Below are 24,379 nucleotides of genomic sequence, written 5' to 3'. Positions count from 1 at the left end.
CGACAGGAGGACCACGTGGCCCGCAAGAAGCTACCCCCGCCGGAGTTCCTGGTCGTCGCGAACCGGCTCCCGGTCGACCTCGAGAAGCTGCCGGACGGCAGCCAACGCTGGAAGCGCAGCCCCGGCGGTCTGGTCACCGCGTTGGAGCCCATGCTCCGCGCGCGCGACGGCGCCTGGATCGGCTGGCCCGGCGTCCCGGACGTCGACGTGGACCCGCTGGTCGAGGACGGCCTGCAGCTCCACCCGGTGAACCTGTCCGCCACCGAGGTGGAGGATTACTACGAGGGCTTCTCCAACGGCACCCTCTGGCCGCTCTACCACGACGTCGTGGCACCGCCCGCGTTCCACCGGCACTGGTGGCAGGCCTACGTCACGGTCAACCAGCGCTTCGCCGACTACACCGCGAAGGTCGCCGCCGAGGGCGCCACGGTCTGGATCCAGGACTACCAGCTGCAGCTGATGCCCGGGATGCTGCGCGAGCTGCGGCCGGACCTCAAGATCGGCTTCTTCCTGCACATCCCGTTCCCACCCACCGAGCTGTTCATGCAGCTCCCCTGGCGGAGCCGGATCGTCGAGGGACTGCTCGGTGCGGACGTCATCGGTTTCCACACCGCGGGCGGCGTGCGGAACTTCCGCTGGCTCGCCACCCGGCTGGCGGGCGCGGGCACGGTGCGCAACAAGGTCAACGAGGTCACCGTCGGCAGGCGGACCATCAAGCTGGGCGCCTTCCCGATCTCGATCGACTCCAAGCACCTCGACGAGCTGGCCCGGACCGACGCGGTGAAGAAGCGCGCGGCGCAGATCCGCGAGGACCTCGGCAACCCGAAGAAGATCATCCTCGGGGTGGACCGGCTGGACTACACCAAGGGCATCGACGTCCGGCTGCGCGCCTTCCACGAGCTGCTCGAGGAGGACCGGGTCTCCGTCGAGGACGCGGTGATGATCCAGCTGGCCACGCCGAGCCGCGAGCGCGTCGAGCATTACCAGAAGATGCGGGACGACATCGAGCTCGCCGTCGGGCGGATGAACGGCGAGTACGCGCACGTCGGGCACCCGGCGGTGCACTACCTGCACCAGTCCCTGCCGCGAGACGAGCTGGCCGCGTTCTTCCTCGCCGCGGACGTCATGCTCGTGACCCCGCTGCGGGACGGCATGAACCTCGTGGCCAAGGAGTACGTCGCCTGCCGCCACGATCTCGGCGGCGTGCTCGTGCTCAGCGAGTTCGCGGGCGCCGCGGCCGAGCTGACCAGCGCGCTGCTGGTCAACCCGCACGACACCGACGGGGTCAAGGAGACGCTCTACCAGGCGTTGACCATGGAGCCGCAGGAGAGCCGCAAGCGGATGCGCACGCTGCGCAAGCAGGTCCTGAGCCACGACGTCGACCGCTGGGCCCGCTCCTTCCTCACCGCGCTGGGGCTGGACACGTGATCGACCTCAGCGCGTTGACGGGCCCGCTGCTGATCGCCCTGGACTTCGACGGCGTGCTCTCGCCGATCGTGCCGGTGCCCTCCGACGCCCGGCCCCTGCCCGAGTCCGCGGCGGCCGTCCGGGCGCTGGCGGAGGCCCCGGACACCACCGTCGTGCTGGTCTCCGGGCGCGGCCTCGCCGACCTCGCGACCGTGTCCGGCCTCGGGCCGCCTGTCGGGTTGGTCGGCAGCCACGGCGGTGAGTTCGGCCCCGGCCTCGCGGACGAGGACGACGCCCTGCTCACCGCCGAGCAGCAGACGCTGAAGGACAAGCTCACCCACGCGCTCGCCGACCTGGTGGACGGGGCCGTCGGGGTGACCCTGGAGGACAAGCCGGCCGGTGTGGCGGTGCACGTGCGCAATGCCGAGCCCGAGGTGGGTGCGCGCGTGCTGGACGCCGTCCGCAGCGGCCCGTGCACGTGGGCGGGCGTCGACGCGATCGAGGGCAAGGCCGTGATCGACCTCGCCGTGCTGCAGGCCACCAAGGGCACCGCCGTGGAGGCGCTGCGCGAGAAGCTGGGCGTCGAGGCGGTGCTCTTCGCCGGGGACGACACGACGGACGAGACCGTGTTCCGGAGCCTGCGCCCCGGGGACATCGGGATCAAGGTCGGGGACGGGGAGACCGCCGCGACCCACCGCGTCGCCGACCCTCGGGAGCTGGCCGGCGTGCTCACCGAGCTCACCAGCCTGAGAAGAACTCCTCGCGGCGCTTAGCCGGTCCGCTGGTCGCGGCGATGACGAGCTCCGTGGGCAGCACGACCTGCTTCGGGGTGTTCCGCTCGCCGCGGTCCAGCAGCAGCTCGCCCGCGACCTGACCCTTGCGGCGCACGGGTTGCCGCACGGTCGTCAGGCCGAGGCGGTCCGCCTCCGGCACGCCGTCGAACCCGGTGACGGTCAGCCTGCCGGGGACGTCGATGTCCGCTTCGGCGGCGTGCTGCAGGGCGCCGATCGCCAGCACGTCCGAGGTGCAGACGATCGCCGTGACCTCGGGGTGGGTGGCGAGCAGCTCCGCGGCGGCGGACGCCCCGGCCTCCGGGCTGTGCTCGTACCGCTCGACGACGGGCACCTGCGACCAGTCCACGCCGACGGCGGTGAACGCGTCCCGCAACCCGCCGATCCGCTCGCGCTGCACCGGATAGGTGGACTCCTCCTGGCGCCCGATCGGCGCGGGCCCGTCGTGGCGGACCGTGCCGAGCCGCATGCAGACCACCCCGATGCGGCGGTGTCCCAGGCCGACGAGGTGCTCACCGAGGGCGCGCATGCCCTGGCGGTCGTCCACGCTCACCCGGTCCACTCCCTCGACGCCGACGGGCTGGTCGCACACCACGGTCGGCACCGGGCGCTCCAGCACGGCGCGGAAGTGCGGGTCGTCCTCGCTGACGGAGTAGACGACGAACCCGTCCACCCCCGCCTGGTGGACGGCGGCGACGTCCGCGTGCTCGGAGCTCACCGGGACGAGCAGCAGGCCCTGCCCGGCCCGCTCGCAGGCCAGCGCCAGGCCCTCGAGGAAGCCGGTGGCCACCGGGTCGCGGAAGGCGTACGACAGCGCCTCGGTGAGCAGCAGGCCGACGGCGCCCGCGCGACGGGTGCGCAGCGAGCGGGCGACCGGGTCCGGGCCCGGGTAGCCGAGCCGGCGCGCAGCCTCCAGCACCTTCTCCCGCAGCGGCGCCGAGAGCTGGTCCGGGCGGTTGTAGGCGTTCGACACGGTGGTGCGGGACACGCCCAGCTCCGCGGCGAGCGACGCCAGCGTCGCGGGCCGTCTGACGTGGGGTGGACCGCTCATTCACAGAAAGGTAGCCGTCCGTGGTGGGCGGCGGGTACCCCACCCGCTAGAGTGAACTGACAACGGTTTTCAATAAAACCATGCGCACAGCCTGATGGGAAGTCCATGTCGACCCGCCTGCCCACCGCCCTGCTCGCCGGTGCCGCCCTGCTGACCCTCGCGGCCTGCGGCTCCGGAGCCGCCACGCCCGCGGCTGCCGAGAGTGGCCGACCGACCGTCGTCGCCTCCACGGACGTGTACGGCAGCATCGCCGCTGCCGTCGGCGGCGGCCTGGTCGACGTCCGGTCGATCATCGACTCGCCGAACGCCGACCCGCACGAGTACGAGGCCACGCCGACCGATGCCGCCGCCGTCGCCGAGGCCACGGTCGTGGTGATCAACGGCGGGGGGTACGACGACTTCGCCTCCAGGCTGGTCGAGTCCGCGGGCACGAACCCCGCGGTGGTCGACGCCGTCGCACTGTCCGGGCTCGACGCCGGACACGAGGACCAGGCGACCCACGACCACGGCGAGTTCAACGAGCACGTCTGGTACGACCTCGGCACCGTCCGCACGGTGGCGGACGCGATCGCCGCCGACCTCGGCACGGCCGACCGGGCCAACGCGGCCACCTACACCGCCAACGCCCAGGCCTTCGGCGCCGAGCTGGACACCCTGCAGCAGAAGGTGGACGCGCTCAAGGCCGCCCGGCAGGGCGAGCGGATCGCCGTGACCGAGCCCGTGCCGCTCTACCTCACCGACGCCGCGGGCCTGCAGAACGTCACCCCGGAGGCCTTCTCCGAGGCCGTCGAGCAGGGGAACGACCCGGCCGCGGCGGTGCTCGCCGAGACGCTGCAGGTCGTGCCGACGGCACGGGCCGTGGTGGCCAACGCCCAGACCGAGAGCACGTCCACCCAGGAGGTGGAGAAGGCCGCGGCCGCCGCGAACGTCCCCGTGCTGCAGTTCACCGAGACGCTGCCGGACGGCGTCGACTCGTACGTGGCCTGGCAGTCCGCTCAGCTCGACGCCCTCGCGGGAGCGCTGAACCGAGCGGCGTGAAGAATGCAGCCATGACCCCTGCCGTGTCCCTGCGCGGCGCCCGGGTCCGGTTCGGCAGGCGGGTGCTGTGGGAGGGGCTGGACCTCGACGTCCGGCCCGGCGAGTTCCTGGCGGTGCTGGGCCCGAACGGCTCCGGCAAGACCACCCTGCTCCGTGTGCTCCTGGGCCTGCAGCCGCTCTCCGGCGGCGAGGTGCTCGTCGACGGGCACCCGGCGCAGCGCGGCGGCGGGGGCATCGGCTACGTCCCGCAGCAGAAGGCGCTGCCGGAGGACATGCCGCTGCGCGCGGCGGACCTCGTCGGGCTGGGGCTGGACGGGCACCGTTGGGGCCTGGGCCTCGGCGGACGGGGTGCGCGTCGGCGGAGGGTCGCTGCGGCGCTGGAGGCCGTGGGGGCGACCGGGTACGCGGACGAGCCGGTCGGGCGGCTCTCGGGCGGTGAGCAGCAGCGGCTGCGGGTCGCGCAGGCCCTGGTCGGCGATCCCCGGGTGCTGCTGTGCGACGAGCCGCTGCTCTCCCTCGACCTGGCCAACCAGCGCGTGGTCAGCGCCCTGATCGACGCCCGGCGGCGCACCGCGGACACCGCCGTGGTGTTCGTGACCCACGAGATCAACCCGGTGCTGCCGCTCGTCGACCGGGTCCTCTACCTGGTGGACGGCCGGTTCCGGATCGGCACCCCGGACGAGGTGATGACCTCGGAGACGCTCTCGGAGCTGTACCGCACGGACGTCGAGGTCCTACGGGTGCGGGACCGGCTCGTCGTCGTCGGGGTGGAGGACCAGCACGCCCACCACGAGGCACACACGTGAGCGCGCTGATCTCGTTCGACGGCCTCGGCGACCTCGTGGCGCTGCCCTTCGTACAGAACGCCTTCCTGGCCGCCGCCCTGCTCGGACTCGTGGCCGGTGCGCTCGCCCCACTGGTCGTCGCGCGTGGGATGGGCTTCGCGGTGCACGGCACCGCCGAGCTCGCCTTCACCGGCGGCGCGGCAGCGTTGCTGGCCGGGATCTCGGTGAGCGTCGGGGCGGTCGTCGGGGCGGTGGTCGCGGGCCTGGTGTTCGGCGTGCTCGGGCTGCGCCAGCGTGAGCGGGACTCCGTCATCGGGGTGGTGCTCGCATTCGGGCTGGGCCTCGGCGTGCTGCTGCTGGCGCTCTACGACGGCCGCGCCTCCAACAAGTTCGGCCTGCTCACCGGGTCGATCGTCTCCGTGGACAGCGGCAACATCACGGTTCTCGTCAGCGTGACGATCGTGGTGCTGGCCGTGCTCGCGGCGATCTACCGGCCACTGCTGTTCGCCAGCGCGGACCCGGATGTCGCCACCGCGCGGGGCGTGCCCGTGCGGGCGCTGTCGCCGCTGTTCGCCGTCCTCGTCGCGGGGGTGACCGCGCTGGCGGTCCCGATCGTCGGCGCGATCCTGGTGCTGTCGGTGACGATCATCCCGGGGGCCGCGGCGGCCAGGGTCACCGCGAACCCGCTCAAGGCGACCCTGCTCGCGGTGGCGATCGCCGAGGCCTCGCTGCTCGGCGGCACGCTGTTGTCCCTGGCCCCCGGCCTGCCGATCTCCGGGTACGTCGCCACGCTGGCGTTCCTGGCCTACCTCGCCTGCAGGCTGGTCGGCCGCGCGCGGGGACGCGTCCGCGTGTCCTGATCAGGGCACGAACACCCCCGGCTCCTGCAGCGCCTTCTTGACCATCACCGACCACTCGTCCGCCAGGATCTCGATCTCGCCCGCCTCCACGCCGTCGAGCACGATGCGGGCGAGCTCGGCGGGGGCCAGCTTCGGGAAGCCGACGACGTCCTTGGTCATGTCCGTGTCCGCGGTGCCGAGGTGGACTCCGGTGACCAGGGTGTCGGGGAGCTCGAGTCGGAGCCCGTTGGTCAGGCTCCACTCGGCGGCCTTCGCCGCGGCGTACGAGGTCGCGCCGGGGAAGGAGAACCAGGACAGGGCGGAGAGCACGTTGACGAGCCCGTCGAGGCGAGCCGCGAAGGCGCGGGTGACGGCGAGCGTGCCGAAGAAGTGCACCTCCATCTCGCGGCGGATCTCGGCGAGGTCGCCGGTGAGCAGGCTCTGCCCGGTGGAGATGCCTGCGTTGTTGACCAGGAGCGTGACGTCCGGGGCGGCCTCGGCCGCCGCGGCGACGGACGCGGGGTCGGTGATGTCCAGCGGCAGGACCTCGACGCCGGGGATGTCCACGGTCTCGGGACGGCGGGCGGTCGCGTAGACCTTGGCCGCGCCCCGCTCGAGCAGGGCCTCGGTGAAGGCACGGCCGAGGCCGCGGTTGGCGCCCGTGACGAGGGCGACGGAGCTTGCGATCTGCATGGCGCCAACGGTAAAACCTGACATTGACGTCAGAGGCTGAGGATGGTGAGGCAGATCATGCGGATCGGCGAGCTCGCCCGTGAGACGGGCGTGAGTGTGCGGTCACTGCGCTACTACGAGGAGCAGGGCCTGCTCCCCGCCATGCGCAGCGCCAGCGGCCAGCGGCGCTACCCGGAGGCGGCGGTGGGACGGGTCGCGCTGGTCCAGCAGCTCTACCGGGCCGGGCTGTCGTCGAAGACCATCGCCGAGCTCATGCCCTGCATCGACTCGCACACGAGCACCCCGGAGTCCCGCGCCCGGCTCGCGATCGAGCGGGAGCGGCTGGACCGGCAGATCCGGGAGCTGATCGAGACCCGAGACGAGCTGGACCGGGTGATCGCGCAGACGGTCGACCCGACCGTCTGCACCGTGCAGCACTAGCGTCTCAGCCCGCGAGGTGGTGCAGCACCGCAGGCACGCGCCGGTGGTCGTCCTCGGCACCGGGCACCGGCTGGAGCCGGATCGGTGCGACGTGGCGCCCGAACAGGCGCCGCCGGTCAAGAACTGAGCCGACGCCGCCGGGCCACCTCGGCCAGCACCACACCGGCCGCGACCGAGGCGTTGAGCGACTCGACGCGGCCCGCCATCGGGATCGAGACGATCACATCGCAGGTCTCGCGGACCAGCCGCGACAGGCCCTTGCCCTCGGAGCCCGCCACGACCACGAGCGGGTCGGTGGCCAGGTCGAACTCGTCCAGCGAGACGTCCCCGTCCGCGTCGAGGCCCGCGACCATCAGGCCGGTCTGGGCGTACTCGCGCAGGGTGCGGGTGAGGTTGGTGGCCCGAGCGACGGGCAGCCGCGCGGCCGTGCCCGCGGACGTGCGCCAGGCGACGGCGGTCATCCCGGCCGAGCGCCGCTGCGGCACCACGACCCCGTGTCCGCCGAACGCGCCCACCGACCGCACGACGGCGCCGAGGTTGCGGGGGTCCGTCACGCCGTCCAGCGCCACGATCAGCGCCGGGTTCCCGGAGTCCGAGGCCGCCTCGAGCAGCTCGTCCGGGTGCGCGTACTCGTACGGCGGGATCTGCAGCGCCACGCCCTGGTGCAGCGCACCGCCCGCGATCCGGTCCAGCTCCTTGCGCTCGACCTCGAGGATCGGCAGTCCCATGTCCGCGGCGAGGTGCACCGCCTCGGCGACCCGCTCGTCCGACGTGGCACCGACCGCCACCCGCAACGACATCGCGGGGACACCCGCGCGCAGGCACTCGACGACCGGGTTGCGGCCGAGCACGGTCTCGGGGCCCTCGCCGTCGCTCGCCCGGCGGCCGGGGCCCCGCTGGCCCGCGACCCGGTCCTTCGCGGCCGCCCGGCGCGCGGCCGGGTGCCCCTTGCGCTCGGTCGCGCGCGGCGTGGGGCCCTTGCCCTCGAGCCCGCGGCGGCGCTGGCCGCCGGAACCGACGACCGCGCCCTTCTTCGTACCGTCCTTGCGCACCGCACCGCGGCGCTTGGAGTTGCCGGCCATGATCCCTATCGCTCAGTTGTTCTTGAGTGACCACGTGGGACCGTCGGCGCCGTCCTCGACGCTGATCCCCGCGGCCAACAGACGGTCGCGCACCGCGTCCGCCTCGGCGAAGTCCTTCGCCTTCCGCGCCGCCAGGCGGCGCTCCAACAGCTCCTCGACCAGCGCGGTCAGCGCACCCAGCGCCGCCTCGTCGCCGGTGGAGGACGTGCGCCACTGCGCGTCCAGCGGATCGACGCCGAGCACCGCGGTCATCGCGCGGACGGCCTCGCCCGCGGCCAGGGCGGCCTCGTGGTCGCCCTTGTCCAGCGCGGCGTTGCCCTCCCGCACCGTGGTGTGGACGACGGCGAGCCCGCCCGGGGTGCCCAGGTCGTCGTCCAGGGCGGCGGCGAACTCGGCGGGCACCCGGTCGGCGATCCCCGGGGCGCCGACCCGCTCGCCCAGCCGGTGCACGAACGACTCGATGCGCCGGTAGGCGGCCACGGCCTCGGACAGTGCCGCGTCCGAGTACTCGATCGCCGAGCGGTAGTGCGGGCCGACCAGGTAGTAGCGCAGCTCGACGCCGCGGACCCGCTGCAGCAGTGCGTCGATCGACAGGGTGTTCCCCAGCGACTTCGACATCTTCTCGCCGCCCATGGTGACCCAGGCGTTGTGCAGCCAGTAGCGGGCGAACGGGTCCCCGGCGGCCTGCGACTGCGCGCGCTCGTTCTCGTGGTGCGGGAACACCAGGTCCAGCCCGCCGCCGTGCAGGTCGAACTCCGGGCCCAGGTACGCGGTGGCCATCGCGGAGCATTCGAGGTGCCAGCCGGGCCGCCCCTCGCCCCAGGGCGTGGGCCACGCGGGCTCGCCGGGCTTCGCGGCCTTCCACAGCGTGAAGTCCAGCGGGTCCCGCTTACCCGGCAGCTCGCCCTCGCCCTGCGCGACGTCGTCCGGCTTCTGGCCCGACAGCTGCCCGTAGCCGGGGAACGTGCGGACGGCGAAGTAGACGTCCCCGCGCGCGGCGTAGGCGTGGCCACCGTCGATCAGCCGCTCGATGTAGGTGACCATCTGCGTGACGTGCCCGGTGGCCCGCGGCTCGAGGGAGGCGGGCAGGCAGCCCAGCGCCGAGTACGCGGCGGAGAAGGCCCGCTCGTGCGTGGCCGCCCACTCCCACCAGGGACGACCCGCGTCGGCGGCCTTGCGGAGGATCTTGTCGTCGATGTCCGTGACGTTCCGGACGAGGGTGACGTCGTACCCCTCGCGCGCCATCCAGCGGCGCAGCACGTCGTAGTTCAGCGAGCTGCGGACGTGGCCGATGTGGGGCAGGCCCTGCACCGTGGCGCCACAGACGTACATCGACACGGCTCCGGTCCGCAGCGGGACGAAGTCACGCTGCTTCCGCATCAGGGTGTCGAAGAGTCGGACGCTCACCTCTACCAGGGTACGGACGCCCAGGTACCGCCGTTGCGGCAGGTCTGCATCACATTCCTCCAAGACGGCGGACGGTCCCCGCGGCACGCTGGGCGGCATGACACGCCTCGAGCAGCTGTACCCGCGTCTCGCCGTCCGTGACGCCGACGCGGCGATCGCCTTCTACCGGGACGCCTTCGACGCCGAGCTCGCGGAGCGCTACGCCGCACCGGATGGCACGGTCGTCCACGCCCTGCTCCGCGCCGGTGCCGTCGTCTGGGCGGTGAAGGAGGCCGACGAGTACGACCCGGGCGACTCCGCCGTCCTCGCCCTCTACGTCGACGATGTCGACGCGGTGGGAGCGGCTCTGGAGAAGGCGGGCGCCATCGTCCGCTTCCCCATCGCCGACCAGCCCTACGGCGAGCGCGCCGGCAGGTTCACCGACCCGTTCGGCCACCAGTGGATGGTCGCGCAGCGCACCGAGGACCTGACCCCCGAACAGATCGAGCGGCGTACGCGGGAGATGTTCGACTCCTGAGCGCACCCCGGCGCGACTCGGTCAGGCTGCGCCGAGGAGGGCGGTCGCTATCGCGGCGATGCCCTCGCCGCGCCCGGTCAGGCCCAGGCCGTCCGTGGTCGTCCCACTGACGCTCACCGGGGCCCGCAGGACCTCACCGAGGACCTTCTGGGCCTCGTCCCGCCGGGTGCCGATCTTGGGCTGGTTGCCGATCACCTGGACCGCCGCGTTCTCGACCCGCCAGCCCTCCGCGGCGAGCAGCCGGTGCACCTCGGCGAGCAGGGTGAGCCCGCTGGCCCCGGCCCACTCCGGACGACCGGTGCCGAACACCGCGCCCAGGTCGCCGAGGCCGGCGGCGGAGAGCAGCGCGTCACACAGTGCGTGGCAGGCGACGTCTCCGTCCGAGTGCCCGGAGCAGCCGTCGACGCCCTCCCACCACAACCCGGCGATCCAGCACGGCCGCCCGGCCTCGATCGGGTGCACGTCCGTGCCGATTCCCGTCCTCACGAGCCCTCCAGCAGCAGTTCGGCGATCCGCAGGTCCCAGGGCGTGGTCACCTTGAACGCCAACGGGTCGCCCGGGATCGTGACGACCTTCTCACCCATCCGCTCGACGAGCCCGGCGTCGTCCGTGGCGATCGCGTCCACACCGGACGCCGCGTAGGCCGCGCGGAGCAGGTCGAGGGCGAAGCCCTGCGGCGTCTGCACGGCCCGCAGCGCGGACCGGTCCACCGTGGACTCCACGGTCGACCCGGCGACCCGTTTCACCGTGTCGGCCAAGGGGAGTGCGGGCACCACGGCCGGGTTCCCCGCACGCACGGCGGCGACCACCGCGGCGATCAACGCGGGCGGGGTCAGGGGGCGGGCGGCGTCGTGCACCAGGACGATGTCCGGCGGACCGTCACCCGACGGGCCTCCCTGTCGTTGCGCCACATCATGGGGGCGACGGAGCAGATCGAGCGCACGGCGGACCGTCGCCGTGCGCTCCGCGCCGCCCGCGAGCACGGCGACCGGACGCCCGCCCAGCAGCTCCCGGGCATGCTCGAGCAGCGCTTCGGGCACGGCGACGACGACCTCGTCGACCGCACCCGACCGCAGCAGACCGTCGACTGCGCGGACCACGATGGGTACGCCCGCCAACGGGACGAACGCCTTCGGGGCACCCGCCCCGAGGCGGGTCCCCGATCCGGCGGCCGGGACGACCGCCGCGACGCTCACGCGTTGGTGGTGGCCAGCACCTCGTCGAGCAGGGCCTCGGCCCGCTCCTCGTCGGTGCCCTCGGCCAGCGCCAGCTCGCTGACCAGGATCTGCCGCGCCTTGGCGAGCATGCGCTTCTCGCCTGCGGACAGCCCGCGGTCCTTCTCGCGGCGCCAGAGGTCGCGCACGACCTCGGCGACCTTGTTCACGTCTCCCGACGCGAGCTTCTCGAGGTTCGCCTTGTACCGGCGGGACCAGTTCGTGGGCTCCTCGGTGTGCGGGGTGCGCAGCACCTCGAACACCTTGTCCAGCCCCTCCTGGCCCACGACATCCCGAACGCCGACGACCTCTGCGTTCTCGGCGGGAACACGGACCGTCAGGTCGCCCTGCGCTACCTTCAGGACGAGGTACTTGCGCTCCTCGCCCTTGATGGTCCGGGTCTCGATCGCCTCGATGAGCGCGGCACCGTGGTGCGGGTAGACGACGGTCTCTCCGACCTTGAAAACCATGTGTCCTCTGGCCCCTTTCGCTGTACCCAGGTTAACACGCCCGACCCACCACCCGTCGGCCGGGCGGGCGTATCGTCGCAGGTCACGGGGTTGACATCTGGCGGAAAACATGCCCACACCGGTGTCCGCACACCCCCCGGTGTGACGGATGCGCACCGAGTGCACGAAGTCCCGGATGCTCCGACTAGGCTGCTCGCGCAAGTGCAGGCCTCCAGGAAGGACACCGCACCGTGAGCCGCGCGTCCACCACTCAGCGCCCGTCCGCGCGACTCGTCCGCGTGCTGGGCGCCGTGAGCGCCGTAGCCGTCGCCGGGGCCGCCCTCGCCGGATGCGGCGCAGGCCAGCAGGCGCAGACCGCCCAGCAGGTCGCCGCGGTCGCGGGCGCCAGCGCGAGCGCGGGGGACATCGCCGTGCGGAACGCCGAGATCGCGTACCCGTCCGGGCTGTCCCCGGAGGCCGCCATCTACCGCGCGGGCGGCACCGCCCCCGTGGCGCTGACGATCGTCAACCAGGGCGCGCGGACCGACCGCCTGCTGTCGGCCTCCAGCCCCGCGGGCGGCACCGTCACCCTGACCGGTGAGCAGACCCTGGCGCCCGCGCTCGCGGTCGTGTCCGGCTCGCAGGACGACCTGGCCGCGCTGCCCGGTGCCAAGCAGCTGACGATCGAGATCACCGGGCTGCGCGAGGACATCCTGTCCGGCCGCACCTACCCGCTGGTGCTGAACTTCCAGAACGCGGGCCGGGTCGAGGTCGGCCTGCCCGTGGCGAGCCCCACCGTCCCGCGGGTCGACGAGGCGCCCGCGGGCGAGGGCGGCGGGCACTGAGCCCACAGCCGCGCTCCCGCACCCGCTCGGCCTACGTCTGCACGGAGTGCGGGCACCGCGCCGCCCAGTGGACCGGGCGGTGCCCGAAGTGTCAGGCCTGGGGCTCGCTCTCCGAGCAGGCCGCACCGACCGCCACGGTCGCGCGGAAGGTCGCCGCGGGCGCCCCGAGCACCCCGGCCCGGCCGATCTCCGAGGTCGAGCTGGACTCGGCGAAGGCCCGACCGTCCGGGGTGGACGAGCTCGACCGGGTCCTCGGCGGGGGCCTGGTGCCCGGCGCGGTCGTGCTGCTGGCCGGTGAGCCCGGCGTCGGGAAGTCGACGCTGCTGCTGGAGGTGGCGGCGCAGGCCGCGGCCACCCGGACCGTCCTCTACGTCACCGGCGAGGAGTCGGCGGGGCAGGTGCGGCTGCGCGCCGAGCGCACCGGCGCCCTGCACGACCGGCTCTACCTGGCCGCGGAGTCGGACCTGTCGTCGATCCTCGGGCACGTCGACGCGCTGGCGCCCGAGCTGCTGATCGTCGACTCGGTGCAGACCATGACCTCGCCGGAGGTGGACGGCACCGCGGGCGGGGTCACCCAGACCCGTGCCGTGACGGTCGCGCTGACGGCACTGGCGAAGGAGCGCGGCCTGCCCGTGCTCCTCGTCGGGCACGTGACCAAGGACGGCAACATCGCCGGGCCCCGCGTGCTGGAGCACCTGGTGGACGTCGTGCTGGCGTTCGAGGGCGACAAGCACTCCACGCTGCGCATGGTGCGCGGGGTGAAGAACCGGTTCGGCCCGGCGGACGAGGTGGGCTGCTTCGAGCTGCAGGACTCGGGGATCGTCGGGCTGCCGGACCCGTCCGGGCTGTTCCTGGCCCGGTTCGGGGCCACCCAGGCCTCCGCGGTCTCCGGTACCGCGGTCACCGTCGTGATGGACGGGCGCAGACCGCTGCTGGCCGAGGTGCAGGCGTTGGTCGCGGGCTCCCCCATGCCCACCCCGCGCCGCGCCGTCAGCGGCCTGGACAGCTCGCGGGTGGCCATGCTGCTGGCGATCCTGGAGCGCCGCGGAGGCATCCGGCTGCAGGACTCCGAGGTGTACACCGCGACGGTCGGCGGGATGAAGGTCACCGAGCCCGCGGCGGACCTGGCGCTGGCCATGGCCGTCGCGTCGGCGAAGAGCGACGTCGCCCTGCCGCCGGACCTGATCGTGCTCGGCGAGCTCGGCCTGGCGGGCGAGGTCCGCCGCGTCTCCGGCGTCCGACGACGGCTGGCCGAGGCCGCCCGTCTCGGCTTCACCCACGCCCTCGTCCCGCCGGACAGCGACGCGGGCGGCACCGGGATGCGCATCACCGAGGTCTCCGACGTCACCCAGGTCCTGACCCGGATCACCGGCCCGAAACGGACCGCGGAGCGCTGAGGGTCACCTCGGCACGAGGGTGAACGGGGTCGGGCCGCTGATCCGGTCCGCCACGCGCGTCAGGAGGGTGTACTCCCCTGCCGGGAGCCTGGTGCGGGGGGCCGTGCAGCCCGGGTTGGAGGACAGGCCGGACCAGGTCACGGCGAACGCCACGGGCTGACCGGGGACCAGCGTGCGGAGGTCCTGGGTGGACGGGTTCACGCAGTCGTTGCTGGACCACAGCCGGTTCTGGATCGCACGGTCCCACACCACGATCTCCTGCAGCGCCCCGTCGAGGTCGCGCACGCAGGCCTGCGGGGAGACGTTCACGACCACCAGGCGCAGCTCGGGCCGGTCCCCCACGGTGTGCTGCGGCGCGTCGATCTCGGCGCCGACGTCGATCATGTCGTTGGTGCAGACCGGCGGGCCGGTCGCCGGGGCGGACTCGGTCGGCGGGACGGGGACGGCCGCGCGCGGGGTGTCGTCCGGGCGCTTCGACTCGTCGGTGGTCTCCGGAGCACCCTCGACCAGGGGCCCGGTGCCCGCCGGGACGCCGGTGGCGGAGAGCAGCGGCGTGGCGCCGGACGTCGAGGTCGCGGTGGGGTCCGTCGTGGTGGGATCCGTCGTGGTGGGGTCCGTCGTGGTGGGATCCGTGCCGGTCGGATCGGCGGCGGCGCTCGCGGAGAGCTCGGAGCGGTGGGCGGCCTGGGTGGTGGGCTCCTCCTGGGGACCGAGGTCCGACGACGGCGCGGTGAGGGCGGCGACCGAGAACCCGATGACCATGAACATGCCGATGACGCCCGCCAGCGCCAACCAGCGCCGTTTCCAGTAGACGTGCGCGGGCAGCGGTCCCACCGGCTCCCACATGTCACGCAGCGTAGAACCGTGATTACTACACGTCTCTGGACCTCGTCCGGCGCGGCGCGCCCGTTCCACCGGTGTGGGGGACCGCGTCGGACTCTTCGCAGCCCTGCCGGGCACCACTCCGCAGAGCGATGGCACGATCACCGGGTGACCTCTGTGCTCCCCGGCGGCCTCGCGGGTCGCACTGCGGAGTGGTTTCGGGCGCAGGCCCGCGACCTCCCGTGGCGCCGCGCGGGAACCACGCCCTGGGGCGTACTGGTCAGCGAGTTCATGTTGCAGCAGACGCCGGTGGCCCGTGTGGAGCCGGTCTGGCTGCGTTGGATGGAGGAGTGGCCGACCCCCTCCGCGCTCGCCGCGGCCTCCCGGGCGGACGTGCTCCGAGCCTGGGGGAAGCTCGGCTACCCGCGCCGCGCGATGCGGCTGCACGCCGCGGCGGAGGCCATCGCCGCCGACCACGGCGACCGGGTGCCGTCGGACGTGGCGGTCCTGGAGTCCTTGCCGGGCATCGGGTCGTACACCGCCAGGGCCGTCGCGGCGTTCGGCTACGGGCTGCGCGCGCCGGTCGTCGACACCAACGTCCGACGGGTGGTGGCCCGCGCCGTGCACGGCGCCGGGGACGCAGGCCCGGCCCGGACGAGGGCCGACCTCGCGGACGTCGACGCGCTCCTCCCCCCGGAGGATGCCGAGGCCGCCGTCGTCTCCGCCGCGCTGATGGAGCTCGGCGCCGTCGTCTGCACCGCGCGCGCCCCGCGCTGCCCGCTCTGCCCGGTCGAGTCGGACTGTGCCTGGGTCGCGGCGGGCAGGCCCGAGTACACCGGTCCGCGGCGGCCGGTCCAGGGATTCGCGGGCACGGACCGGCAGGTGCGCGGCAAGCTGCTGGACGTCCTGCGGGCCGCCGACGCGCCCGTCGACAAGCCGCTGCTGGACGCCGTGTGGGCCGACGGGCCGCAGCGGGACCGCTGTCTGGACTCCCTGCTGGTGGACGGGCTGGCCGAACAGACCCCGGACGGCCGATTCGTACTGGGCGGCACCGCGCCGCATGCGGGACACTGATCGCGAAACTCAGGTGCGAGGAGCTCGATGGCGCAGATCGTCCGGTTCCGGCTCGACATGGCCGCGGAGGACCGCGTCCTCGAGCTGCGCAAGACCCTGTCCGACCACGGCCTGCGGATCCCCCACGAGCTGCCCACGGTGACCTTCGCCGCGGCCGCGCAGATCCCGGCGGGCGCGCGGGTGGAGCTCACCGAGGCGCTGCGGGGGCTGAGCCTGCCGTCGCTCTGGCTGGCCACCCTCGGTTCCGTCGCGGGCCACGACGACGATCTCGTCCTGTCCGCGATCGTGGACACCGAGCTGCTCGCGGTGCACAACGCGGTGCACGACGCACTGGCCGGGAAGGTCAAGTCCCCCTTCGGTTCCTACCTGCCCGGCGCCTGGCTGCCGCACGTGGTGCTGGCCCACGACAAGCCCGCCGAGGCCTTCACCCTGCTGCACCCGATCCGCCCGGTCCGCGCCGCCATCGAGGGCGTGGAGATCGCGGACACCCGGGACGGCACCGCCGAGCCCCTGTTCGCGGACTAGAGCGACTCGCCGCGCTTGCGGGCCCGCCACCAGCGCCGACCCGTCTGGGCGAGCCTGCGGCCGCGGCGGTACGCCGCGTACTGGGTCGCCCGGTGCTGTTGGAAGCGCCACTCCGGCTGGGAGCCCTGGCGGTGGGCGAGGGCGTAGGCGAACTCGACGGGGTCCCGGTCGAGGTAGCGGTCCACCCGCTCGAACCAGGCCGCGCCGGTCCGGGCCGAGGCCTGTGCGCTGCCCAGCGCCTCACGCCCCCGCCGGTCGAACCGGGCCAGGGCCGCGGCCACGGACGGGTGCTCGGCCAACGACTGCCCCAGCATCACCGCGTCGGCCATCGCCAGCCGCGTGCCCTGGCCCATCGTGAAGTGCGTGGTGTGGGCGGCGTCGCCGAGCAGCACCACGTTCCCGTCCCGCCAGGTCTCGTTGCGGACCTCCAGGAACCGCAGCCACGGCGCCTCGCGGCCCCGCGAGCTGCTGATCAACGCGCACCCCTCGAGCACGTCGGCGAACACCTTCTCCAGCAGGGCGATCCCGTCCTCGTGCGGCAGTGTGTCCAGTCCGAGGCCGGTGAAGGTCTCCGGCGCGCACTCCACGATCAGCGTGCTCACCCCCGCGCTCGTCGGGTAGGCGTAGCACCAGATCCAGCCGGCGTGGGTCCGCTCGAAGGCGAAGGTGAAGGCGGAGAACACCTTCTCCGTGCCGAGCCAGATGTAGGGGTTGCGGCCCAGGGTGGTCGTGGTGCCGAAGCGCTCGGGATCGTTGTCCCGCAGCCTGCTGCGGGCCCCGTCCGCCACGACGACGAGGTCGGCGTCGGCGAAGGTGCCGTCGGTGAGCGCCGAGTCGGGCACCGGGTGCTCGTGGCGGACGTCGACGCCCAGGTCGTCGGCGCGGGAGGCGAGCACCTCCAGCAGGCCCGCCCGCGGCACGCTGAACCCGTAGCCGGGCAGGTACCCGACCCCCTCCCCTCCGATGTGTACCTCCTGCTCCTGCCACAACCGGGAGCGGCGGCGGATCGCCTGCGCCGAGTCGCGGTCGTTGCGGTACAGCATGTCCAGCAGGCCGTCCTGGCAGACCACACCCCAGCCGTAGGTGGCGCCGGGCGGGTCCTTCTCCAGCACGGTCACCTCGTGCGCCGCGTCCCGGCGCTTGGCCGAGATCGCGAAGTAGAGCGCGGCGGGCCCGCCGCCCACGCAGACGATCCTCATCGTGCGGCCCTCCTCCGGCGCCGGGCGGTGAGATCGTCCGGCTCCTCGTGGTGCAGCCGGTACAGCTGGGCGTAGCGCCCGCCCGCGGCCAGCAGCTCGGTGTGGGTGCCCCGCTCGACGACCCGACCGCCCTCGAGGTGCGCGATCTGGTCGACGTCGGTGACGGTGAGCAGGTTGTGCGAGATGACGATGGACGTCCGGCCCGCCATCAGCCTGCGCATCGGGCCGAGCACCCGCTCGGTCGACTCGGCGTCCAGGCTGGTCGTGGGCTCGTCCAGGAGCAGCACGGGGGCGTCGCGGATCATCGCGCGGGCCACCGCGACCCGCTGCCGCTGCCCGCCGGAGAGCATCCGCCCGCGCTGCCCGACACGGGTGTCGAACCCGTCCGGCAGGGCGGCGATCACGTCGTCGAGGTCCGCGGCGCGGGCCGCCCGTTCCAGGTCCTCCCGGCTCGCACCCGGGCGGCCGGAGAGGATGTTCTCGGCGATGGTGCCGTCGAGCAGGAGGGTCTCCTGCAAGACGACGGCGACGCACGCCCGCAGGTCGGCCGGGTCCAGGTCGCGCAGGTCGTGGCCGTCGAGGGTGAGTACGCCGCGGGTGGGGTCGTAGAACCGCAGCAGCAGCTTGACCAGGGTGGTCTTGCCTGCTCCGCTCGCGCCGACGATCGCGGTGGTGGAACCCGCGGGCACGTCGATGCTCACGTCGTCGAGCACGTCGACGGTCTTGTCCGGGTAGCGGAACCCGACCCCGTCGAGCCGGAGGTCGCCGCGGACGCGGGGCAGCGGGGAGACGGCGACGCCGGGTCGGCGCAGCGGCACCGGGTTCTCGGGCGCGGGCACCGAGGTGCGCTGGTCGAGCAGCTCGATGATCCGCTCGGCGGACGCCGCGGCCGCGTAGACCGAGTTCGAGTAGGCGCCCAGCCCGCGCACCGGGGAGTAGAGCTGCGAGAGGTACACGAGGAAGGCGAGCAGCCCGCCGAGGGAGATCGCGCCCGCGGTGAGCTGCCAGATCCCGAACCCCAGGATCAGCATCACCCCGATGACCTCGATCAGCTCCACGGCCGGGCTGAACAGCGCGCGGAGCCGGGTGGTGTGCAGGACGGCGTCGATCGCGCCGCGGGACTGCGCGGCGAAACGCCGGGACTCGGTGGCCTCGCCGCCGTACGCCTGGATGAGCATGGCGTTGCCGAGGCTCTCCTCGGTGACCGCGCTGATGCCGCCGGACCAGCGCCGGACGTCCCGCGAGGCGTTCCGGATCCGGCTCGAGAACAGCCGGGCGACCAGCCAGAACAGCGGGATGGTGAGCATCGAGACGAGCGCGAGGCGCCAGTTCAGGTAGAAGAGCACGGCGGCGAACACCACGATCGTCACCAGGGACGAGACGAGCCGGGTGACGCCGGAGAGCACGAGGCCCTCGATCTGCGAGACGTCCCCGGTCAGCCTGCTGAGGGTGTCGCCGAGCCTGCGGCGGTCGAAGAAGCCCAGGGAGAGCGACTGGACGTGGCTGAACACCCGGGTGCGCAACCGGTGCAGGAAGTGCTCGCCGATCCATGCGGTCAGGTAGGTCGACCAGACCCCGATCAGCCCGACGGCGATCGTCACCCCGATGTAGAGGAGCGCCAGCCGCGGGAAGGCGGCGAAGTCCTGCGGCACCAGGACGTCGTCGATGACGAGCTTGAACAGCCACACGACGGCCGCGTCGAGCACCGGCGCGATGCACACCAGGACCAGCACGAACGCCATCCGCCGACGGAACGGCCGCGTATCGGGTCCGAACCGGCGGAAGATCTCCCGGACGGCCACGGCCGGTGCCGCGTCCACCAGGTCGCCCTTGTCCACGGGTGCGCGGCTCAGCAGTGAGCGCAGGACCTCGCGCACGTTTCCCCCCTCGGCGACGGCCTCACGACAGACGGCGGTGGCCCCGCCTCCGCGGGGCCACCGCCTCAGTGCTGCGGATCAGTGGCAGTCACCCCACTTCCCCCAGCCGTCGTCGCACTTGTCGTCACTGCCCCAGCAGTCCTTCGACGTGTCCTTGCAGTCGTCGTCCCCCCAGCTGCCCCAGTGGTCGTCCTTCTTGTGCTTCTTGCCGTGGTAACAGCCCCAGTCGTGGTCACTCATGGTCGACTCCCCCTTGGTGTGGAGCGGTTCCGGGCACGCCGGATCCGGGCTCCACAGTGGATGTGTGCCCCATCTCGGGATTGCGCCCGTATAGCCCCGCAGACCGGTCGGGCGTTGCGGCCTCGGTCCTTCCCCACTCGAACGGACCAATACCGTCCTGCGTCCTGTCGGGGTGCTCGGCGGAGCGTTGTCGCTGTTCTGAGGGGGTGTCATCGTGCCGAGCGGCCGGGCGGGACCGTGGTCGCCCAACGGGCGTCGGATCGGTCGGCGGAGTGCTGTGGGTCGGGGCGGGGTCGGCTGCGGGACCCGGATCGCGGTCGGCGGGACGGGCGGCGTCGGTGGGGTCGTTCGCGTGCTTCCCACCGGAGCGGTGGTCGTCGGAGCGGTGATCGTCGGAGCGGTGGTCGTCGGAGCGGTGGTCGTCCGTGCTGCGGTCGTCGGTGCGGTCCTCGGCGCGGCGGTCCTCGGCGCGCCGGGAACCGACGGCCTGGGCCCCGCTGCCCTGGGCGTCGCCATGCTGAGCGTGGCTTGGGGCGTCGCCGCGCTCGGCGTCGCCCCGCCGGGCGTCGCGGTGAACGTCGTTGTACTGAGCGTCGGGGTACTGAGCGTCGGCCTGCTGAGCGTCGGGGTGGCGAGCCTCGGCGCGCTGGGGCTCGACGCGCTGGGGCTGGACGCGCTGGGTCTCGGTGTGGCGGTCCGCGGGGTGGTCGGTAAGCCGGTCGTCCGCGCGATGGTCGGCGGGCCGGTCCTCCACGTGCCGGTCGGCGGTCGGCTCGGGGGCGCGGTGGGGTGTCCGCTGCACCGTTTCCGCCGCTCCGGTGTTCCGCACCGCGGGCCCTGGCTCGGGAGCGACCGGTGGCGCGGAGGACCGGCCCCCGCCCTCACGGTGGGCCGCGGGCCTCGGGGGCGCGGCGGGCGGGTCGTCCTTCGTGGCGCGTTCGAGGGCGGACCGACGCGCCTCCAGCACCGCCCGCCCGTCCTCCGGCCGCACGGTCCGCAGCACCTGTTCGGCCAGTTCCAGCTGGGTGCGAGCGGTCAGGCGGTCGCCGGTGGCGAGCTCCGCGGCGGCGAGGGCGAGGCGCTCGTCGACCACCCGCGCCGCCTCCACGGACGAGCGCGCCGGCCTGCCGGCGTCCGGAGGACCCACCACGAGCCCGACCCCGACCAGACAGGCCACCAGGGAGGCGACCGCCCCGGCGACCGGGAGCCTCGGCCGACGGCGTTCCGCGCCCGCCGATGGGGCGGGCGGCGCCACGGCGGGCAGGCGCCCTCTCGGGCAGGGCCTGCGCACGACCGGCGGAACGCCCGTCGACCGCCACTCCAGCAACGCCTCGACCAGCGGATCGCCGGAATGGCGGGCCAGGATCTCGGCGTCGGTGTCCCGGCCGAGGGCGTCGAGCAGCGCGTCGTCCGCCAGGACGGCGCTGAGATCGAGTGGCGGGCGTTCCACGGCCGTCCGCTCAGTCCGGGCCGCCGCGCTCGGACAGCGTGCGGCGCAGCGAGTTCAGGGCCCGGTGCTGGACCAGGCGCACCGTCTCCGGTTTCAGGCCGAGCAGCTCGGCGACCTCGCGGGCCGACAGCCCCCAGGCGACGCGCAGCACGAGGATGTCCCGCGGGCGGGCGGGCAGCCGCGCCAACAGCTCGGCGACCTCGTCACCCGTGGCCAGCTCCAGCAGGTGTTGCTCGGGTTCGTCGCACGGGTCGCAGCAGGCGAGCTCCTGCGGGGGGTCCGCGACCGCGTACTCGTGGGTCCGTGTGGCGGACGTGCAGGCGCTGGCGATCCGATGGCTGGCCACCGTCCGCACGAACGCCAGGAACGGCCGCCCCCGGTCCTCGTAGGCGGGCAGGGAGCGCAGCAGCGCCAGGCACACCTCCTGGGTGACGTCCTCGGCCGACACCGCGGACCCCTTCAGCCTGGTCTCGCAGTAGCGCACGATCATCGGCCGCACGAGCTCGAGCAGCTCGGTGAGCGCGCCGTCGTCCCCCGCCCGCGCCGGATCGACCAGCTGGTCGATCCGGTCCTCGACCCCGACGGCCCCTCCGGTGTCCCCCGCTCGGGCCGACTCCTGTCCCTGGTACATCGCACACCTCGGCACGCGTTCCCACGGAAAACCCGCAGCCGGTCTCGACGACGACCGGTGGCGCGCAGATCTCGACGTTCGGACGGGACCCGGGAACCACCCCTTTCCCGCGGCCCGCACTAAGGAGATTCGAGCGTTGCACAGCCCATGGAGGGCCGCAACCAGGCTTTGGACCCTTGCGGCACAACGATCTTCGGCCAGAATGGCGGCTACGGGGGAAAGTCGGCCGACTACGGAGCGTCCGCGATCACGTCGGCCAGGAATGGCGTGACGAGATCGAGGAATGCCGTTTCGTCCGCGTGCACGAGATGTCCGGTACCCGCCGGACGCACGTGCCGACCGCGCGGTGTCCGTGCCGCCATCTCCGCCATCTGGCCGCTCGGCACCACCGACTCCTCCGCCTCCACGAACAACGCCGGGCAGCGCACGCCGTCGACCTCCGCCCAGAAGTCCCGCCGCACCCATTCCCCCGCGATCTCCGCGGCGTCCCGGACCCGGGTGAGCAGGTGGAAGCCGTCCGCGCGCTCGTCCACGCACTCGGCCATGTACTCGCCGAGCTCGCGCCGCGGGTGCCCGAACGCCTCCACCACCGCGGCCCGCGAGGGGAACGGCTGCGGGACCGCCCCGAACCAGACCTCGGCGTCCGCCATGGTGCCGGGCGGCAGGCCGGTGAGGTCCGCGCCCATGTCCAGCACCACCAGGCCGCTGACCAGGTCGGGCCGGGTCGCGGCGAGGGCCAGCGCGTGCAGCCCGCCCATCGAGTGCCCCACCACCAGGCCGGGGCCGAGCGGCTCGAGGACCTCCGCGGCGTCTCGCGCCATCCGCTCGACGGTCCACGGACCGGTGGCCTGGGACCGACCGTGCCCCCGCGCGTCGAGCCCCAGGACCCTGCCGTGCGCGGTGAGCCCGCGCGCGAGCGACCACCAGGTACTCGCGCGCCCCATCAGTCCGTGCAGCAGCAGGATCGGGGTGCCCTCCCCGCCGAACTCGACGACCGCGAGATAGGTCCCGTCGGACGTCCGCACCGATCTCCGCCCCCACATCGCGGGTGAGACTAACGTGGAGGCCATGGCCGTCGTGAAGATCAACGCTATCCACGTGCCCGAGAACGCGGGCCCCGAGCTGGAGAAGCGGTTCGCCAACCGCAAGCACGCCGTGGACGGGCAGCCCGGTTTCCTCGGCTTCCAGCTGCTGCGCCCGGTGAAGGGCGACGACCGCTACTTCGTGGTCACCACCTGGGAGTCTGACGAGGCGTTCGAGGCCTGGCGGCAGGGTCCCGCCGTCGAGGCGCACGCGGGGTCGCGTGCCCCGGACGCGGGCGGCAAGCCGGTCGCCAGCGGCGCGGACCTGCTCGAGTTCGAGGTCGTGGAGCTCTGAGAGGAGCTTGCGAAGCGAGGAATCGGGTCTGAGCGTTCAGGAGGCCGCCGCGCTGATCCGGGACGCCTCGGCCCTGCTCGTCTGCGCGGGGGCCGGCATGGGCGTGGACTCCGGTCTGCCGGACTTCCGCGGCACCGAGGGCTTCTGGCGCGCGTACCCGCCGTACGCGCGCCTCGGCCTCCGGTTCGAGGAGCTGGCCGATCCCGTCCACTTCGCGGACGACCCCGCGCTGGCCTGGGGTTTCTACGGTCACCGGCTGGCGCTGTACCGGCAGACCGTGCCGCACGCGGGGTTCGCCGTGCTGCGTCGGTGGGCCGAGGACAGGCCGACGCGAGTGTTCACGTCGAACGTCGACGGGCAGTTCCAGGTCGCCGGCTTCGCCGAGCAGGACGTCGCCGAGGTGCACGGCTCGATCCACCACCTGCAGTGCCTCGCCGACTGCGGGCAGGAGATCTGGCCCGCCGACGAGGTCCCCGAGATCGACGAGACCACGATGCGGGCGCGCGCTCCGCTGCCGAGCTGCCCGGGGTGTGGTGCCCTGGCCCGACCCAACATCCTGATGTTCGGGGACTGGTCGTGGGACCCGGCGCGCTCCGGGCCCGGTCTGCAGAAGCTGCACGAGTGGATCCGCACACACCGGCGGGACCTCGCCGTCGTCGAGATCGGGGCGGGGACGGCGGTGCCCACGGTGCGTCGGGAGTCCGAGCTGGCCACCGCCGCGTCCGGACGGCTGGTGCGGATCAACGTCCGCGAGCCGGAGGTCCGACACGGCCGGGGCGTCGGCATCGCCGAACCCGCCGCGGCAACGTTGCAGGCGCTGGACGACCGGCTCCGGGATGGGGTGCCGCCGCCCCGAGATAGGTAGGCGTACCGACGTGGCGCCCGTCGCCCGCTCCTAGCGTCGTTCCGGAGTCGGACACACCGACCACGGAGAACAGGAGCAGTGACGATGGCAACCTTCCTCATCGAGCGGAACATCCCCGGCGCCTCCGAGCTGACGCGGGCGCAGCTGCAGGAGATCGCCGCGACGTCCAACGAGGTCGTCGAGAACCTCGGGGTCCCCTACACCTGGCGGCACAGCTACGTCGCGGGGGACAAGATCTACTGCGTGCACGAGACCGACGACACCGAGACCGTGCTCGAGCACGCCCGGCGCGGTGGTTTCCCCGCCGACCTGGTCGTGGGGGTCACCGCCGAGATCGGCCCGCAGACCGCCGACCTGTGACGCGCGGGCGGCCCTTCCGCCCGG

At 73.4% G+C, this 24,379-nt stretch carries 27 protein-coding genes and 1 pseudogene; 14 read left to right on the top strand and 14 right to left on the bottom strand.

The features are described from left to right. Nucleotides 1-15: 15 nt before the first annotated feature. Together ABD993_RS00935 and otsB are read left to right on the top strand one after the other, a co-directional pair. Nucleotides 16-1,428 (top strand): alpha,alpha-trehalose-phosphate synthase (UDP-forming), encoded by a 1,413-nt coding sequence (locus tag ABD993_RS00935; protein ID WP_345411711.1) that lies wholly within the window; start codon nt 16-18, stop codon nt 1,426-1,428. After that, complete coding sequence (otsB, locus tag ABD993_RS00930; RefSeq protein WP_345411709.1) at nt 1,425-2,180, top strand: trehalose-phosphatase; 756 nt, start codon at nt 1,425-1,427, stop codon at nt 2,178-2,180. Before ABD993_RS00935 ends, otsB begins: the two co-directional genes overlap by 4 nt. On the opposite strand, the gene ABD993_RS00925 is transcribed toward otsB, so the two are convergent. Further along, nucleotides 2,146-3,249, bottom strand: coding sequence for a LacI family DNA-binding transcriptional regulator (locus ABD993_RS00925; RefSeq protein ID WP_345411707.1), 1,104 nt, complete (start codon nt 3,247-3,249; stop codon nt 2,146-2,148). The genes otsB and ABD993_RS00925 overlap by 35 nt on opposite strands. 105 nt (nt 3,250-3,354) lie before the next feature. Between ABD993_RS00925 and ABD993_RS00920 the strand changes: the two genes are divergently transcribed. The 3 genes and pseudogenes from ABD993_RS00920 (at nt 3,355) to ABD993_RS00910 (ending at nt 5,932) form a co-directional block, all read left to right on the top strand. Further along, the gene (locus tag ABD993_RS00920) at nt 3,355-4,287 is read left to right on the top strand and encodes a metal ABC transporter solute-binding protein, Zn/Mn family (protein ID WP_345411705.1); all 933 of its coding nucleotides are present in this window, start codon (nt 3,355-3,357) and stop codon (nt 4,285-4,287) included. 83 nt (nt 4,288-4,370) lie between these two features. Then, a pseudogene (locus ABD993_RS00915) lies at nt 4,371-5,093 on the top strand (metal ABC transporter ATP-binding protein); the annotation flags it as partial. Continuing rightward, the gene (locus tag ABD993_RS00910) at nt 5,090-5,932 is read left to right on the top strand and encodes a metal ABC transporter permease (protein ID WP_345411701.1); all 843 of its coding nucleotides are present in this window, start codon (nt 5,090-5,092) and stop codon (nt 5,930-5,932) included. The pseudogene ABD993_RS00915 and the gene ABD993_RS00910, both read left to right, overlap by 4 nt. Here the strand turns inward: ABD993_RS00910 and ABD993_RS00905 are convergent, their stop codons facing one another. Continuing rightward, entirely contained in the window at nt 5,933-6,604 is a 672-nt protein-coding gene (locus tag ABD993_RS00905) for an SDR family oxidoreductase (protein ID WP_345411699.1), read from the bottom strand. Nucleotides 6,605-6,646: 42 nt separating this feature from the next. Here ABD993_RS00905 and ABD993_RS00900 point away from each other — a divergent pair, with 42 nt between their 5' ends. After that, complete coding sequence (locus ABD993_RS00900; protein WP_345411697.1) at nt 6,647-7,024, top strand: MerR family transcriptional regulator; 378 nt, start codon at nt 6,647-6,649, stop codon at nt 7,022-7,024. 116 nt (nt 7,025-7,140) lie between these two features. Here ABD993_RS00900 and rlmB read toward each other — a convergent pair whose 3' ends face one another. Further along, complete coding sequence (gene rlmB / locus ABD993_RS00895) at nt 7,141-8,106, bottom strand: 23S rRNA (guanosine(2251)-2'-O)-methyltransferase RlmB (protein WP_345411695.1); 966 nt, start codon at nt 8,104-8,106, stop codon at nt 7,141-7,143. Nucleotides 8,107-8,118: 12 nt separating this feature from the next. Further along, nucleotides 8,119-9,513 carry a cysteine--tRNA ligase gene (cysS, locus tag ABD993_RS00890; RefSeq protein WP_345411693.1) on the bottom strand — a complete coding sequence of 465 codons (1,395 nt, stop codon included), beginning with the start codon at nt 9,511-9,513 and terminating at the stop codon, nt 8,119-8,121. A gap of 97 nt (nt 9,514-9,610) precedes the next feature. On the opposite strand from cysS, the gene ABD993_RS00885 reads away from it, so the two are divergent. Continuing rightward, nucleotides 9,611-10,030, top strand: coding sequence for a VOC family protein (locus tag ABD993_RS00885; RefSeq protein ID WP_345411692.1), 420 nt, complete (start codon nt 9,611-9,613; stop codon nt 10,028-10,030). Nucleotides 10,031-10,051: 21 nt separating this feature from the next. Here ABD993_RS00885 and ispF read toward each other — a convergent pair whose 3' ends face one another. From ispF to ABD993_RS00870, 3 genes are read right to left on the bottom strand one after another with little or no spacing between them, the layout of a single operon-like run. Next, entirely contained in the window at nt 10,052-10,516 is a 465-nt protein-coding gene (gene ispF, locus ABD993_RS00880) for a 2-C-methyl-D-erythritol 2,4-cyclodiphosphate synthase (RefSeq protein WP_345411690.1), read from the bottom strand. Beyond that, on the bottom strand, nt 10,513-11,226 hold the full coding sequence (gene ispD / locus ABD993_RS00875) for a 2-C-methyl-D-erythritol 4-phosphate cytidylyltransferase (protein ID WP_345411688.1): 714 nt from the start codon (nt 11,224-11,226) through the stop codon (nt 10,513-10,515). Before ispD ends, ispF begins: the two co-directional genes overlap by 4 nt. Then, the gene (locus ABD993_RS00870) at nt 11,223-11,714 is read right to left on the bottom strand and encodes a CarD family transcriptional regulator (RefSeq protein WP_093083048.1); all 492 of its coding nucleotides are present in this window, start codon (nt 11,712-11,714) and stop codon (nt 11,223-11,225) included. Before ABD993_RS00870 ends, ispD begins: the two co-directional genes overlap by 4 nt. Before the next feature lie 230 nt (nt 11,715-11,944). Here ABD993_RS00870 and ABD993_RS00865 point away from each other — a divergent pair, with 230 nt between their 5' ends. Together ABD993_RS00865 and radA are read left to right on the top strand one after the other, a co-directional pair. Then, entirely contained in the window at nt 11,945-12,538 is a 594-nt protein-coding gene (locus ABD993_RS00865) for a copper chaperone PCu(A)C domain-containing protein (RefSeq protein ID WP_345411682.1), read from the top strand. Further along, on the top strand, nt 12,535-13,935 hold the full coding sequence (radA, locus tag ABD993_RS00860; RefSeq protein ID WP_345411766.1) for a DNA repair protein RadA: 1,401 nt from the start codon (nt 12,535-12,537) through the stop codon (nt 13,933-13,935). The genes ABD993_RS00865 and radA overlap by 4 nt, the downstream gene beginning before the upstream one ends. 3 nt (nt 13,936-13,938) lie before the next feature. Here the strand turns inward: radA and ABD993_RS00855 are convergent, their stop codons facing one another. Then, nucleotides 13,939-14,781: a hypothetical protein gene (locus ABD993_RS00855; protein WP_345411680.1), complete on the bottom strand. Its 843-nt coding sequence runs from the start codon at nt 14,779-14,781 to the stop codon at nt 13,939-13,941. 144 nt (nt 14,782-14,925) lie between these two features. Here ABD993_RS00855 and ABD993_RS00850 point away from each other — a divergent pair, with 144 nt between their 5' ends. Together ABD993_RS00850 and ABD993_RS00845 are read left to right on the top strand one after the other, a co-directional pair. Further along, nucleotides 14,926-15,831: an HhH-GPD family protein gene (locus ABD993_RS00850; RefSeq protein WP_425568876.1), complete on the top strand. Its 906-nt coding sequence runs from the start codon at nt 14,926-14,928 to the stop codon at nt 15,829-15,831. A 27-nt stretch (nt 15,832-15,858) separates the two neighbouring features. Beyond that, nucleotides 15,859-16,356: a 2'-5' RNA ligase family protein gene (locus ABD993_RS00845; protein ID WP_345411678.1), complete on the top strand. Its 498-nt coding sequence runs from the start codon at nt 15,859-15,861 to the stop codon at nt 16,354-16,356. Here ABD993_RS00845 and ABD993_RS00840 read toward each other — a convergent pair. From ABD993_RS00840 to ABD993_RS00815, 6 genes are all read right to left on the bottom strand, one after another. Beyond that, nucleotides 16,353-17,555 (bottom strand): FAD-dependent monooxygenase, encoded by a 1,203-nt coding sequence (locus tag ABD993_RS00840; RefSeq protein WP_345411676.1) that lies wholly within the window; start codon nt 17,553-17,555, stop codon nt 16,353-16,355. The genes ABD993_RS00845 and ABD993_RS00840 overlap by 4 nt on opposite strands. Then, nucleotides 17,552-19,432, bottom strand: coding sequence for an ABC transporter ATP-binding protein (locus ABD993_RS00835; RefSeq protein WP_345411674.1), 1,881 nt, complete (start codon nt 19,430-19,432; stop codon nt 17,552-17,554). Before ABD993_RS00835 ends, ABD993_RS00840 begins: the two co-directional genes overlap by 4 nt. Nucleotides 19,433-19,510: 78 nt before the next feature. Next, nucleotides 19,511-19,672: a hypothetical protein gene (locus ABD993_RS00830; RefSeq protein WP_345411672.1), complete on the bottom strand. Its 162-nt coding sequence runs from the start codon at nt 19,670-19,672 to the stop codon at nt 19,511-19,513. After that, nucleotides 19,665-21,122 carry a hypothetical protein gene (locus ABD993_RS00825; protein WP_345411670.1) on the bottom strand — a complete coding sequence of 486 codons (1,458 nt, stop codon included), beginning with the start codon at nt 21,120-21,122 and terminating at the stop codon, nt 19,665-19,667. Before ABD993_RS00825 ends, ABD993_RS00830 begins: the two co-directional genes overlap by 8 nt. 10 nt (nt 21,123-21,132) lie before the next feature. Beyond that, nucleotides 21,133-21,753, bottom strand: a complete 621-nt coding sequence (locus ABD993_RS00820; protein WP_345411668.1) for a sigma-70 family RNA polymerase sigma factor — start codon at nt 21,751-21,753, stop codon at nt 21,133-21,135. 230 nt (nt 21,754-21,983) lie between these two features. Then, nucleotides 21,984-22,778, bottom strand: a complete 795-nt coding sequence (locus ABD993_RS00815; protein WP_345411665.1) for an alpha/beta fold hydrolase — start codon at nt 22,776-22,778, stop codon at nt 21,984-21,986. Between the two features lie 43 nt (nt 22,779-22,821). Here ABD993_RS00815 and ABD993_RS00810 point away from each other — a divergent pair, with 43 nt between their 5' ends. The 3 genes from ABD993_RS00810 (at nt 22,822) to ABD993_RS00800 (ending at nt 24,355) form a co-directional block, all read left to right on the top strand. Then, nucleotides 22,822-23,130 (top strand): antibiotic biosynthesis monooxygenase family protein, encoded by a 309-nt coding sequence (locus ABD993_RS00810; protein ID WP_345411664.1) that lies wholly within the window; start codon nt 22,822-22,824, stop codon nt 23,128-23,130. A gap of 7 nt (nt 23,131-23,137) precedes the next feature. Continuing rightward, nucleotides 23,138-23,995, top strand: coding sequence for an SIR2 family NAD-dependent protein deacylase (locus tag ABD993_RS00805; RefSeq protein ID WP_425568875.1), 858 nt, complete (start codon nt 23,138-23,140; stop codon nt 23,993-23,995). An 84-nt stretch (nt 23,996-24,079) separates the two neighbouring features. After that, entirely contained in the window at nt 24,080-24,355 is a 276-nt protein-coding gene (locus tag ABD993_RS00800; protein WP_345411662.1) for a DUF4242 domain-containing protein, read from the top strand. Nucleotides 24,356-24,379: the final 24 nt, after the last annotated feature.

The organism is Pseudonocardia xishanensis (assembly GCF_039541715.1).
GTDB lineage: Bacteria > Actinomycetota > Actinomycetes > Mycobacteriales > Pseudonocardiaceae > Pseudonocardia > Pseudonocardia xishanensis.
The sequence above is the reverse complement of the archived record's forward strand: the minus strand, read 5'-3'. Positions and strand labels throughout refer to the sequence as shown.